This is a genomic window from Desulfobulbus elongatus DSM 2908 (assembly GCF_000621145.1).
Taxonomy (GTDB): Bacteria; Desulfobacterota; Desulfobulbia; order Desulfobulbales; family Desulfobulbaceae; genus Desulfobulbus; species Desulfobulbus elongatus.
The window spans coordinates 141405-155040 of sequence record NZ_JHZB01000005.1 but is presented as its reverse complement, the minus strand read 5'-3'; the positions used below and the strand labels follow the sequence as shown (position 1 = coordinate 155040).

General features: G+C 64.7%; 6 protein-coding genes. 4 read left to right on the top strand and 2 right to left on the bottom strand.

Going from position 1 to position 13636, the window contains the following annotated elements:
* Positions 1-201: 201 nt before the first annotated feature.
* The 4 genes from Q362_RS0104500 (at position 202) to ppnP (ending at position 9018) form a co-directional block, all read left to right on the top strand.
* A complete protein-coding gene (locus tag Q362_RS0104500; RefSeq protein WP_028317714.1) occupies positions 202-4461 on the top strand; it encodes a PEP/pyruvate-binding domain-containing protein in 4260 nt (1419 codons plus the stop codon).
* 99 nt (positions 4462-4560) lie between these two features.
* Positions 4561-7509 carry a heavy metal translocating P-type ATPase gene (locus Q362_RS0104495; protein ID WP_028317713.1) on the top strand — a complete coding sequence of 983 codons (2949 nt, stop codon included), beginning with the start codon at positions 4561-4563 and terminating at the stop codon, positions 7507-7509.
* Between the two features lie 190 nt (positions 7510-7699).
* Positions 7700-8551: a hypothetical protein gene (locus Q362_RS0104490; protein ID WP_028317712.1), complete on the top strand. Its 852-nt coding sequence runs from the start codon at positions 7700-7702 to the stop codon at positions 8549-8551.
* Between the two features lie 149 nt (positions 8552-8700).
* Entirely contained in the window at positions 8701-9018 is a 318-nt protein-coding gene (gene ppnP, locus Q362_RS0104485; RefSeq protein WP_028317711.1) for a pyrimidine/purine nucleoside phosphorylase, read from the top strand.
* A 130-nt stretch (positions 9019-9148) separates the two neighbouring features.
* Here ppnP and Q362_RS0104480 read toward each other — a convergent pair whose 3' ends face one another.
* Together Q362_RS0104480 and Q362_RS0104475 are read right to left on the bottom strand one after the other, a co-directional pair.
* Positions 9149-10180 (bottom strand): DUF2145 domain-containing protein, encoded by a 1032-nt coding sequence (locus Q362_RS0104480; RefSeq protein ID WP_245590157.1) that lies wholly within the window; start codon positions 10178-10180, stop codon positions 9149-9151.
* 79 nt (positions 10181-10259) lie between these two features.
* Positions 10260-13487: an EAL domain-containing protein gene (locus Q362_RS0104475; RefSeq protein ID WP_028317709.1), complete on the bottom strand. Its 3228-nt coding sequence runs from the start codon at positions 13485-13487 to the stop codon at positions 10260-10262.
* Positions 13488-13636: the final 149 nt, after the last annotated feature.

The window sequence follows — 13636 nt, the reverse complement described above, 5'->3', positions numbered from 1 at the left end:
CGGCGGCGTTCCAGGATGCGGTCGGCAGCACTAACCTCGTATAGTAGCAATCCGTCTGCCGATTTCAAGGACGAATGTACGCTGCCGCGCAAGGACAACGGCGCCCGGCCGGCGCAAACTCCTGCTGACTTTCCGGGCGATCGACTATACAATATTTGCGTTGTGACGAAATGTTTCCCGGTTCCCGATAACGAGGTTGCCATGTCCACCGATTCCTGTCCCCTGCCCCTGGCCTCCGATGCCCTCAAGGCCAATCTGCTGGAAACCGCCGCGCCGGTGGTCATCGACCCGGCCTTTTCCCTGCTGCGGGACATCGTCTGCCGTTATCAGGGCATCCTGGGCAAGCTCGACAGCCTGCTCTACGAGATCAGCCACCCCTACCACAACTGGAAGCTGATCATTCCCGAGCTGCGGGCCTTTGTCCTCAAGAACTGTGGCCATTACCGCGACCACGACCAGGGCCCCGAGGCCTTCGCCCTGTTCATGGGCATCTTTTTCGACGCCCTCAAGGACTCGACCCGCAACGAGCAGTTGCTCCAGCGCATCCTCGAGGCCATGCTCGCCTATGCCGACAAGCTGATCCTGTCGCTGGACAGCCCCGCCCTGTTCCGCTTCGAGCACGCCCTGGCCGAATTCTTCACCCGGCTGCGCCAACTGGACGACACCGATCCGCCGGTGATGATGGCCATGGTCCAGGGGCATCAACCGGTGCGGAAAATCGCCCAGAAGGTCCTCGACCTGCGCCGGCAGCAGCCCGACCGGCCCTTCGATCTCCAGGCCTTGACCCTGCTGCTGCGCACCATTCTGCGCCGCAATTACGAGTACTGGCTGAACGAGGAGGACCCGCTGCCCTGGTTCGAGCGCCACTGCGGCGACTACTGCCGGCACTGGCACGGCCAGGATCTCCTGGTCGGCATCTCGCACCAGCGCATCCGCGAGTGCGTCCACACCATGGAATCGGTGGATGGCACCGCCGGCGACCAGGCCGAGCTGGCCGTGCTGCTCTCCCTGCCCAACCACATGGACCTGGTGCGGTCGTACAAGGAAATCCCCGCCAGGATGGTGGCCGTGGAGCCAGCCAGCGAGGAAGCGGCCAATTTCGTTGAAAACCGCAAGCTGCTCTTTTTGTTCCGGATCATGGAGACCGCCGGCCTGTCGCTGATCCACGAGGGCACCCTGCGCGAGATCAACCGCTCCCTGGTGCAGCTGATCCGCAAGCAGACCTTCGAGGAGATCGAGCAGTTCTTCGTCACCACCTTCCACCTGCTCAAGGCCAATGTCCGCCGCTACCCGCACACCTCGCTCCAGTGCATCCAGGTGATCGGCAACGAGGTGTTCAAGCGCGGCAACTCGCGGCTGGTCGAGGCCTTTCTCTGGGAGGCGGTGCGCTTCGGCTTCCAGTACGCCGGCGTCCGTGGCGTCGACGAGGACTGGCAGCCCATCGCCAACCCGGCCCACCTGACCAACATCCGGGTCTGGCTCAACCTGATCGAGCAGGAGCCCAAGTGGTGCTCCACCCTGTTCTCGGCCCTGATCATCAACCTGCGGCTGTCGGGTACCTGCGTGCGCGACACCGACCTGTTCCAGCGCGACATCACCGAGTTGCTCAACCATCCCATCGGCCCGATCTACAACCTGGCCAAGCAGTTCACCAAGCTGATGCCGGTCTTCTTCAACGAGATCGGCGCCGAGGGCGAGCTGCGCGACGTGTCCACCGAGCTGGACGAAATCCACAAGCGCCGCGACCCGCTCATCCATTTCCTGCGCAAACAGGCCCATGTCGAATCGAGCAACCTGATCGTCGGCTTCATCGAAGCGATCTTCGTCTTCTGGATCACCCTGGACAAAAGCTGCCTCCACGAATACCTGCCCGAGGAGGTGCTGCGCCAGGTACAGGCCGGCGGACCGTACGTCGACGAGCAGCACGAACTGGCGACCCGGATCAAAAAGGAGCTGCGCTTTGCCCGCATGAGCCAGATCCTGGCCTGGCCGGACGACGAGCGCGAACGCTTCCTCGACCGGCAGCAGGATCTCTCCCCGGAGGAGCGGCGGCGGTTCGCGCTCCTGGTGCGGATGTACAAGCTGATGCACCTCAAGTACAACCTCAGTCTGCCCGAGATCCAGGGCCAGCTCCAGCACGCGATCAACGCCGGCTTTCCCGAACTGGCCCGCCTGCTCGACGTGCTCGGGGAGAACGATCCCATCCACTGCCTGGAGGCCCTGCTCGACGAATTGGAGCATCTGCAGAAGATCATCCTCAGCCCGGAGCAGTTCGAGCCCAAGGAGGAGATCTACTACAAGCGGCACATCGCGGTGGACATCCCCTCGGTCTACGGCCGCTATTCCGAGCGCAAGTTCGACGCCCTCGGCCTGACCTTCCGCCTGGAGAGCCTGGCCAACGTCTACCTGGAAAAACTCTCGTCCACGGTCAACCTGGGGTTCATCACCCAGGTGACCTTCATCCGCATCCTCAAATGCCTGCGGCTCTTTTCCCGGGCGCTCCAGATCGACGGCATCTCCAGTCGCCGGCTGGACACCTACATCAGCCTGCTGGCCACCTCCATCGGCATCCGCCGCTTCTCCTACACCCAGCACCTCGACATCATGCGCGGGCTTTCCGAGGGGGTGAAGGACATCATCTACGCCTACTACACCAACATCCACCAGAACAACCTGTCGATCATCGTGCCCCAGATCGGCAGGGGCAACCTCCTGCCCCGATACCACGGCTCCTGGGACGGGAAAAACATGCCGGAAACCGTGCTCCGGCTGTCGGAGACCTTTCTCCGCGACCTGATCTCCACCACCTTCGGCCTCCAGCACCTGGACAACTTCATCGGCAAGGTCATCGGCACCCTGGAGGCGCAGAAGGACATCCTGGACGAAAAGACCCTCGACCTGCTGATGACCTACAATCCGGAAAAGGCGGTGAGCAGCCTCCATGCCGAGAATCTCCGCACCCACAACCTGATCCACCTGGGCAACAAGGGCTTCAACCTGGTGGTCCTCAGCCGGGACGGCATGCCGGTGCCGCCGGCCTTCATCATCACCACCGAGGTCTTCCGCTGCTACCGGGCGATCCGCAAGTTCGAACGGGCGCGCGACGAGTACATGTGGCGGGTGCGGGCCGCGGTGACCGGGCTGGAACAGCTGACCGGCCTGATCTTCGGCTCGTCGGAACGGCCCCTGCTGCTGTCGGTGCGCTCGGGCGCGGCCATTTCCATGCCCGGCATCATGTCCACCATCCACAACGTCGGCGCCAACGAGGAGATGGTGGAGGAGTTCGTGGCCCTCCATCCGGAAAAAAAATACTTCGCCTGGGACAACTTCCGCCGCTTCCTCCAGTCCTGGGGCATGGCCCACGACATGGAACGCGAGGATTTCCAGGAGTTGATGAACGCCCACAAGCGCGCGCACGAGGTCCATTACAAGCGCGAATTCTCGCCCGAACAGATGCGGCAGCTGGCGCTCGACTATCAGCGGGCGGTGCGCGACCGCGGCTTCAACATCCCGGAGGACCCCTGGGTGCAGCTGATCGGCGCGGTGGACGCGGTGTTCGATTCGTGGCACACCCCCAAGGCCCAGGAATACCGGCACCTGATGGGCGTGTCCGACGACTGGGGCACGGCGGTCATCGTCCAGACCATGGTCTTCGGCAACCTCGGCGCCCGGGCGGGCAGCGGCGTGCTCTTCACCGCCCATCCCTACCGCAAGGTACGGCGGGTGGCCCTGTGGGGCGATTACGCCACCGGCGACCAGGGCGAGGACATCGTCTCCGGCCTGGTGACCAGCCATCCCATTTCGGTGGAGCAGGCGGAAATCGACGGCCGCGACGAAAACAAGAGCCTGGAGCGGCTCTTTCCCAAGGTCTACGAACGGCTGCTCTCGATCAGCCGCGACCTGGTCTACGAAAAGGAATGGAATCCCCAGGAAATCGAGTTCACCTTCGAGGGGCCGGAACCGGAGCAGCTCTCCATTCTCCAGACCAGGGACATGATCACCGTCAAGAAAAAGGAGCACCTCAACGTCTTCGTCGATTCCGACCTGGCCCACAAGGCGATCCTGGCCAAGGGCATCGGCGTGGCCGGCTCGGCCATGTCGGGCAAAGCGGTGTTCACCGAGGACAACATCAACCAGTTGCGCCGGGAGGAGCCGGGCACGCCGCTGATCCTCATCCGCCGCGACACCGTGCCCGAGGACATCCGCGAGATTTCCATGGCCGACGGCCTGGTGACCTCGCGCGGCGGCCAGACTTCGCACGCCTCGGTGGTAGCCACCCGGCTGGAGAAGACCTGCGTGGTCGGCTGCCGCGAAATGCAGGTCTACGAGGCCGACGAATACGCCGAGATAGGCGGCACCCGCATCTCCTTCGGCACGCCGATCTCCATCGACGGCCGCCACGGCCTCCTGATCGAGGGCAACTATCCCCTGCGGGAAGAGGTGCACATTCTGCCTTTATGAACGCCGCCCAGCGATTTATAGTACCAACCGGACCCTTCTTCCGGCGCGGTCGCTTGCAGAAGTGAACGCGCCGGGTTCCTTTTACCCGCCCGAGCCGTCATGACCAGTTCCGTCCCCCTTCCTGCCACGACCACGACACCTGTCCACCGGTTCACGGTGGGCGACATGACCTGCGAACACTGCCAGGGACGGGTGGAGTCCGCCGCCCGGTCGGTGGCCGGCGTGGCCGAGGCCACGGTTGATCTGGCCGCCGGAACGCTCACCGTGCGCGGCGGCGATTCCGATGCGATCGTCCGGGCCGTGGCCGAGGCCGGTTACCCGGCCGCACCGGCGGACGCCGGCGTTTCCGCCACCGCCTGCCCCCTGCCGCTGCCGATGGCCGCAGCAGCGCCACAATCCGCTGTGCCTGCGGATGCCTATACGCTCCGGGTCGACGACATGCACTGCGCCAGTTGCGTCGGCCGGGTCGAGGCGGCCATCCGGGCCGTGGCCGGGGTGCGCGCCGTCGCGGTCAACCTGGTGGACGGGAGCGCCGCGGTCGAGGGCGGCGAGCCGGGCCAGGTCGTCCAGGCGGTCACAGAGGCCGGCTACGGGGCAACATTCGTCGACGAACCGCGATCGGCTGGCGGCGAAGGGTATGAAATCGACATCCTCGGCATGCACTGCGCCAGTTGCGTGCAGCGGGTGGAAACCGCCCTGCGTGCCGTCGCCGGGGTCACGGAGGCCGCGGTCAACCTGATCGAGAAAAAAGCCCTGGTGCGCGGCGGCTCGCCGGAAGCGGCGGTGCAGGCGGTCCTCGACCAGGGCTACGGCGCCTCCCTGCGGCAGCGGCCCCCCTCCGACTCGTTCCTGATCCGCCTCCGTCCCTGGCCGGAAACGGCCGACCTGGAACAGATCGGCGAAATCCTCCGGGCCCAGGATCCCGCCACCGGCGTCGCCGTCGAGGACCAGCAACTGCGGGTCGCCACCAGCCAGCACCCGGCCGACGTGCTGCTGCGCCTGACCGACCTCGGTTATCAGGCCGAACTGGCCGAATCCTTTGTCGATCCCGGCCTCCAGCAGGCCGAGGCCACCCGCCTGGAAATCCGCCGCTCCTGGTGGCGGGCCCTGTGGGCCGGACTGGTCGGGTTTGCGATCATGGCCGGCCACATGGGCGGCCTGTTTCCCCATCCCCACGAAAACCGCCTGTTCTGGGCCGGCGCCGCCCTCGTCTGTCTGCTCACCATGATCTACAGCGGCCGCAACTATTTCATCGGCGCCTGGAAGCAAGCCCGCCACGGCGCGGCCAACATGGATACCCTCGTCGCCCTGGGCACCGGCGCCGCCTGGCTGTCGTCGCTGGTGGTGATCGTCGATCCGGACTTCATCCCCGGTGCCGGCAACAACCTCTACCTCGACGCCTCGGTGATGATCCTGGCCTTTCTCCAGTTGGGGCACGTCCTGGAAACCAGGGCCAAACGGACCACCAGCGAGGCCATCGGCGCCCTGGTCGGACTGCGCGCCCGCACCGCCGCGGTGCTCAGGGCCGCCGGCCAGGCGGAGATCCCGGTGTCGCTGCTCCGCATCGGCGACCGGGTGCGGGTCAAACCCGGCGAGAAGGTCCCCATCGACGGCGAAATCGTCGAGGGCCGGACCACCATCGACGAATCGATGCTCACCGGCGAGCCCCTGGCCGTGGCCCGCGACATCGGCGACCCGGTCACCGGCGGCACCATGAACCGCTCCGGCGCCTTTGTCCTCAAGGTAACCCGGCTGGGCGAGGATACCACTTTGGCACGGATCATCCGCATGGTCAAGACGGCGCAGATGAGCAAGCCGCCCATCGGCCGCCTGGCCGACCGCATCGCCGGGGTGTTCGTGCCGGTGGTCATCACCGTCAGCCTGATCAGCTTCGCCGCCTGGGCGGGATTTGCCACCGAGCTGCGCTGGGCCCACGGCCTCACCGCCGCCATCGCCGTGCTGGTGATCGCCTGCCCCTGCGCCCTCGGGCTGGCCACGCCGATCGCCATCATGGTCGGCACCAGCCGGGCCGCCCAATGCAATGTCCTCATCCGCAACTCCGACGCCCTCCAGACCGCCGCCACCCTGACCCACGTGGTGGTGGACAAGACCGGCACCCTCACCGAGGGCCGGCCGGCGGTGACCGGCATTTTCCCGGCGGCCGGCAGCAGCGAGCAGGAGGTGCTGCGCTGGGCCGCCAGCCTGGAAAGCGGCTCCGAGCATCCCCTGGCCGAGGCGGTGCTGACCGCGCACCTTGAACACGGCGGTTCGCTGGTCCGGCTCGACGGTTTCACCGCCGTTCCCGGCCGGGGAGTGCGCGCCGCACACGGCGACCTCACCTATCTGCTCGGCAACCACCATTTTCTCGTCGAGGAGGGCCTGGAATTGCCCGCCGGCCTGCGCGCCGAGGCCGAGCGCCAAGCCGCCCGTGGCGGCACCCCAGTCTGGCTCGGCCGGGGTACGGAGGTGATGGGCCTTCTGATTCTCAAGGACCCGGTGCGGCGGGATTCGGCGGCCGCGGTCAAGCGGCTGCGGGACATAGGCCTGGCCGTGGTGATGTGCAGCGGCGACGCACGGGCCACCGCCGAGGCCGTGGCCCGGGAGGTGGGCATCGCCGAAGTGCACAGCGAGATTCTGCCCGAGGAGAAGCTGGAGGTGATCCGAGGCCTGCAACGGCAGGGTGCCAGGGTCGGCATGGTCGGCGACGGCGTCAACGACGCCCCGGCCCTGGCCCAGGCCGACACCGGTTTCGCCATCGGCAGCGGCACCGACGTGGCCATCGAGCATGCCGACATCACCCTCACCGGCGACTCGCTGCTGCTGGTGGCCGACGCCATCGCCATCTCCGCCGCCACCATCCGCACCATCAAGCAGAACCTGTTCGGCGCCTTCATCTACAACGTCATCGGCATTCCCCTGGCCGCCGGCCTGTTCTACCCCTTCACCGGCTGGCTGCTGCAACCGATGTTCGCCAGCGCCGCCATGGCGCTGTCCTCGGTGACCGTGGTCACCAACGCCAACCGGCTCCGGTTCTTCCGCCCCCGGTGAGTTCGCCGGGAAGCGGACGGGACGGCGGGCGCACCCCTGAGGTTCCGCTCGTGCCGGCGGTGACGATGAAAAGAGAGCGGCCCGAGGATGATGATTGTGCTTGCACGCCCGGCCGAGTCGCGGTAAGCGGTGGGCTTCCTGTCGAGCCCCTCGCGGCCGATGCTGTCCCTTTGCCATGGGAACCCGCGTCATGAACAGCCTGTTTGCCCGGATCACCTACATCTTCGATCCCCTGCAAGCCTTCTACGAGCACGAACGGCTCTACCGGAAGTTCTCGGTTTCGCTGGTCTTTCTGTTCGTGTGCAGCCTGGCGGCCATCGAGTTGAACCGCCGGGGCCTGATGCCCGCCGAGGCAGCCTCGATCCTGCCGAAGAATCATTTCTACGCCGTCCACGCCGCCTTCACCGTCATCCTGGTGCTCGAGGTCATCAGCCTGATCTTTGTCCTGCCCTGCTCCTTTTCCCGGTCGCTCGGCAAGCAGTTCGAGATCCTGTCGCTCATCCTCATCCGCAATGCCTTCAAGGAATTGTCCTATTTTTCCGAACCGCTGGGCTACGAGGGCAATGTCGACAAGATCCTGCACATCCTGGCCAACGGCTTCGGCGCCCTGCTGATCTTCGCCCTGCTCGGCATCTATTACAAAATCCAGAAACGGAGCGACGAGGACAGCCGCCACATCGACCTGTACGGCTTCGTCGCCTCCAAAAAGGCGATTTCCCTGCTGCTCCTGGTTTCCTTCGTCTGCATGGGCGGCTACTCGCTTTACCAGACCGTGCTGGGGATCGACCATGCGGACTTTCTCCACGGCTTCTATACCCAGCTGATTCTCACCGATATCCTCATCGTCCTGGTTTCCCAGTGCTTCCACCCCTCGGCCAAGATGATCTTCCGCAACTCCGGCTATGCCCTGTCCACCCTGATGATCCGCATCGCCCTGGTGGCGCCGGTCTATTACAATGTGCTCCTCGGCAGCGCGGCCATGGTGTTCGCCATCCTCCTCTCGCTGGTCAGCCAGCATCTGTTCCAGCAGCAGAAAATGTAGGAAGGGGGTCGGTGGCAGGATAGAAATCTCAGCGGCCGGAACCGCTGCCGATGCCTGCCTGAAACGGCCGTTGGCGAGGGGGCCGGTCAATTATTCTCCGGGACAGGGATCCTGCCCGGATCAACGCACCAGAGAACAAGAGGAACAGCATGTCAGAATTGAACAATGTCACGGTGGTACGCGAGGCGAACATCTATTTCGACGGCAAGGTGACCAGCCGAACCGTGCTCTTTGCCGACGGCTCCAAAAAGACCCTGGGCATCATGATGCCGGGTGCATACACCTTCGGCACCGGCGCGGGGGAGGTGATGGAAATCCTGTCCGGCGAACTCGAGGTGCTGTTGCCGGGCGAAAAGGACTGGCGAACCGTCAAGGGGGGCGAGGCCTTCGAGGTGGCAGCGAACGCCTCGTTCAACTTGAAAGTCAGGACGCTGACCGACTACTGCTGTTCCTACCTCGACGACTGACGAAAAGCGTTTTTCCGGGACAGGTCGAAATCAAAAATCAGGACCCGTGGACGCTCGAGCGCACGGCTCCAGCCGCTTTGAAAAGGCCGGAGCCGTGCGTGGTGCAGGCGACGGGCGCAGGCGTTCTTCGTCAGTCCGGCAGCACCGTCAGCATTTCCGAGCCCTTGTCGTATGCGGCCAGGTATCGGCCAATCATCTCGAAAGTGGCCGTGACCGGTTTCCCGGGCTGGTCGGACAGCGAAACCTCGGCACTGAACAGTGATCCGAGCATCAGTTTCAAGGGATTGACATTGACCTTCTGCGCCTCAAAATAGGCCTTTTCATTCGTTTTGATCTTCTCGATGTCATCCGTCTGGTAGATGGCTGCATTGAGCACATCGAGCACGAATTCCGTGCAATTCTGCCGGCCCAGGGTGAACGGATTCGCAATGACCGAATACTGCGGGTTATGCAGGGATGCATAGGTGGGCGAGGCGATGGTGGACAACAACCGCTTCTGCAGCGTCGGCGAAGGAATGATGATGCCGGCCTCCAGTTCGGCCACGCCGGCAAAGAAGTTGGACGGATAATCGGTGACCAGATCGCTGACATCCGGATGTTTTTCCTGCTGGTACAGATTGTAGACGGCATATCCCGGCACCCTGCGGCCAGCGGCGGTGGTGATTTCGGAATAGACGGCAAAGCCGGAGTGGGTGAAGGCCATGCCCTCCGGCATCTCGGCCTGTAGCCGGCCCTTGCGGGCCAGGAGGGCGACAAAGGCGCCTCTGCCCGCCAGGACCTTCTCGACCTTCTTGGCGAAAGGCACCACCTGCTCCGGAGAAAAGCGCATCGTTGTGCCCGCTTGACCGCTGGCCGCATTCCCGGCCGCCCCGGTGTCGTCGCCTGCCCGACCGGGCGGGATGGCGACCAGTGCGGTATCGGTGAGTTGCAGCGGCAAGTCTACGGGGACGGTTTCGCCCATCGCGACCGGGGCCGAAGCGACGGCGGCGACCACCAGGCCCGAGGCAACCAGAGCGGGAACGGCGTTGTCGCCGACATGTGCCTCCATCCGGGCGGTTACATGGGCTGTCCGCTCCGCATGGATATCCCGCCCGGCGGGCGCCGGCCCGCAGGCTGTCAGCAGCGCCATCGTCAGGGCCGCCATTCCCTGCCGTTTTCCCATAATTTCCTCCCCGGATTCTTTCCTCTTTTCACGATCCGCGTCGAATCGACCGCCCGCCTCTTTCCGACCCGGCACAACCTCAGGGTGACAGCAATCCTTCGCCCCGCGCAAGCAAGGCGGTGAAGCGATCGACCGGAACCGGCGGACTGGCAAGGTAGCCCTGAATGATCATGGCACTGCTCATGGTGCGGAGGATGGCCAGTTGCGCTTCCGTTTCCACGCCCTCGGCCACCACGGCGAGGTTCAGGGTTTCCGCCAGCGAGACGATGGCCGCGGCAATGGCCCTGCTGTCGGCATCCTCGCCGAGATCGCGGATGAAGGAACGGTCGATTTTCAGCCCGTCCAGCGGCAGGCGCTTGAGGTAGGACAGGGAGGAATACCCGGTGCCGAAATCATCCAGGTAGAATTTCCCTCCCATGGGACGCAGTTCCTCCAAAAGACGCTGGGCCCGGACGATATCGTCCATCAGGATCGATTCGGTGAGTTCGAAATAGACGCTCCCGGTCCGCAGCCCGGTATCCGCCAGCACATCCCGCAAGACAGAAGGCAGGGTCCGGCTGGCGAACTGGCGAGGCGAGACATTCACCGACACGTTCAGGTTGTAGCCCGCATCCTGCCAGCCCTTCGCGTGTCGGGCCGCCGTGCGCAGCACCCAGTCCCCCAGGGGCAGGATCAGGCCCGATTCCTCGGCCAGGGGAATGAATTCCGCCGGCGCGATCAGTTGCCCGTCATGCCGCCAGCGCACCAGGGCCTCGGCGCCGACGACCGCCCCGGTGGCGCTGCTCACCTGGGGCTGATAGTGCAGCTCGAACTCTTCCAATTCGATGCCCTTGCGCAGCTTCGATTCCAGAAAGAGCCGGCGGTGGGCCTGGGCGTCCAGCTCCGGCGTGAAAAACTGATACGAGTCGCGCCCCAGATTTTTGGCCCGATACATGGCCATGTCGGCATTCTTGATCAGGTCGCCGGCGTCGGTGCCGTCATCCGGAGCGATGGTCACGCCGATGCTGGCCGTGACGAAATATTCGATTTCCCCGTGGCGATAGGGGACCCGCAGACATTCCAGCAACCGCGCGGCGATCAGGCCGGCATCCTCGACGGACCCGATCTCCGGCAAAAGGACGAGGAATTCGTCGCCGCCCTGGCGGGCCAGGGTGTCGCCGATCCGCAATTGTTCCTGCAACCGTTGGGACATGGTCACCAGCAGATTGTCGCCGACGGTATGGCCGAAGCCGTCGTTGATGTTCTTGAAACGGTCGAGATCGAGGAACAGCAGGGCCAGCCTGGTCGACTTGCGCCGCATCCGGGCCAGGGCCATCTGCAGGCGGTCGTTGAACAGCACCCGGTTGGGCAGGCCGGTGAGGGCGTCGTGCTGGGCCTGATGTTCGAGGGCTTCCTGCTGCCGCTTCAACTCGGAGATGTCGTGGAAGATGGAGACGTAGTTGGTGATCTGGCCGTAGGGGTTGCGCACCGCGTTGATGGTCTGCCATTCCGGATAGATTTCGCCGCCTTTCCGCCGGTTCCAGATCTCGCCGCTCCACTGTCCGTCACGGTTCAGCCGTTCCCACATCATCTGGTAGAAGGATGCATCGTGGCGGTCCGACTTGAGCACCCTCGGGTTGCGGCCGACAGCCTCCTCGGCGGTGTAGCCGGTGATCTGGGTGAAGGCCGAGTTGACCTGCAGGATCGTGCCGTCCTTGTCGGTGACCACGATCCCCTCGATTGAATGCTCGAACACCTTGGCGGCAAAAACCAGTTCCTCCTCGGCCTGTTTTCTCTTGGTGATGTCGCGGGCCACCGCCAGACAGCAATCGGGCCGTTCGCCGGGCCGCCACATGGGCGAAGCGGTGACCAGCACCCAGACGGCCCGGCCGCTCTTGTGCAGATAGCGCTTTTCCACCGTGAACTCGGGGATCGCGCCGTGCACCAGATCGCGCCGCAACTGGCGGTCGAATTCGAGGTCCTCGGGATGGGTGATGTCCCGGAAGGTCCGGCTCTGCATCTCCGCTTCCGTGTAGCCGACGATGTCGCAATACTTCTTGTTGACCTGGCGAAACCGGCCGCTCAAGGCGTCCACCTGGGCGACGCCGACACTGGCCATTTCGAAGAACGCACGGAAATTCTGCTCGCTGGCGGCCAGAGCCTCCGTTCGTTTCTCGACCTCGCGGCTCAGCCGGTTGTTGAACAGCAGCAGAATGACGCCGGCCCCGCATCCCAGCAGGAGAATGCCGCCGAGCACCACGGCGGCCAGAACCAGCAGGCCGTACTTGCCGGCGTCCATCTCTTCCCGGAGTTCGCTGTACAGCATGCCCTTGAGGTTGTAATCGGCCGGCATGAGGCCGAGGCGGACATAAGTGTCGGCGATGGCCCGCCAGCGTTCGACGCTCATGTAGCCGATCTCGACCAGGTCCGGACGGATCAGCTCCCGCATGGCCTCCGCCTCGAACAGCAGGTATTCCAGGGACTTCTCGTTCGAGTACCGGTTCAGGATCAACCGGGCGATCTCCTCGGGGTTGTTCATGGCGTACAGCCAGCCGCGCTGGACCGCCCGGCGGAACGCCTCGACCCTCTTCGGATGCTTCCGGACCTCCTGCTCGGTGGCGACCAGGCAGTCGCCGTAGAAATCGATGCCGTATTGGGCCGGTTTGATCACCACCGGATCGCCGCCGAGCTGGCGCAGCAGAAAGGGCTCGTTGGTCAGGTACCCGGTTTGCGCATCCACGGTGCCGTCGACGAGACCGTCCACCTTCCAGGTGTGGGGGAGCACATGCAGCGATTGCAGCGCAATCCCTTCGTTGGCCAGCATGGCCAGGTGCTCCGGATCGCTGTCGCCGGTGAGCATCACCCGCCTGCCCACCAGGTCCCTGGGAGTCCGTATTCCGCTCGTTTTGTCTGTCAGGATCACGTTGGCCGAATGCTGGAAAATGGCGGCCAGCACCACCAGGGGGCGCCCTTGCTGGCGCTCCAGCAGCACGGCCGGCGACATCACCGCGAATTCGGCTTGTCCGGCGAGCAGCTTCCGGGAGACATTGAGATCGGGACTGCCCGCCAGGAGTTCGACCCGCAGGCCGGCATCGCGGAAATACCCCTTTTCCAGGGCGGCATAATAGCCGGCGAACTGAAACTGATGCCGCCATTTGAACTGCACGCGGACGGCATCCAGGGAGTCGGAGGCCGGGGAAACGGCGGCGCGGGCCGAAGCCGCTCCGACCGCCAACGACAGGAACACCGGCATAAGCAGGACCAGGCCGAACGCCGCGGGCCGGCGCGCACACCGGCAAACGAGATGGAAAAATCGCTTGATCAACATTCAATCAATTCTATGCGCCCGCCCCCTTCGACTCAAGGCGAAAGATGTCTTTTTCGGCCTGCGCCCGGCGCATGTCGGCCGCCCTGTTCCGGCGGGGACGGACGGCAACGGAAACCCGAGGTCAGGGAGGGCGGACCGGGCCCCTCGGC

Bases quoted from the DNA above. Each gene is read 5' to 3' on its own strand.
- Q362_RS0104500 (WP_028317714.1), top strand. From the start codon at position 202: ATGTCCACCGATTCCTGTCCCCTGCCCCTGGCCTCCGATGCCCTCAAG.
- Q362_RS0104495 (WP_028317713.1), top strand. From the start codon at position 4,561: ATGACCAGTTCCGTCCCCCTTCCTGCCACGACCACGACACCTGTCCAC.
- Q362_RS0104490 (WP_028317712.1), top strand. From the start codon at position 7,700: ATGAACAGCCTGTTTGCCCGGATCACCTACATCTTCGATCCCCTGCAA.
- ppnP (WP_028317711.1), top strand. From the start codon at position 8,701: ATGTCAGAATTGAACAATGTCACGGTGGTACGCGAGGCGAACATCTAT.
- Q362_RS0104480 (WP_245590157.1), bottom strand. From the start codon at position 10,180: ATGGGAAAACGGCAGGGAATGGCGGCCCTGACGATGGCGCTGCTGACA.
- Q362_RS0104475 (WP_028317709.1), bottom strand. From the start codon at position 13,487: ATGTTGATCAAGCGATTTTTCCATCTCGTTTGCCGGTGTGCGCGCCGG.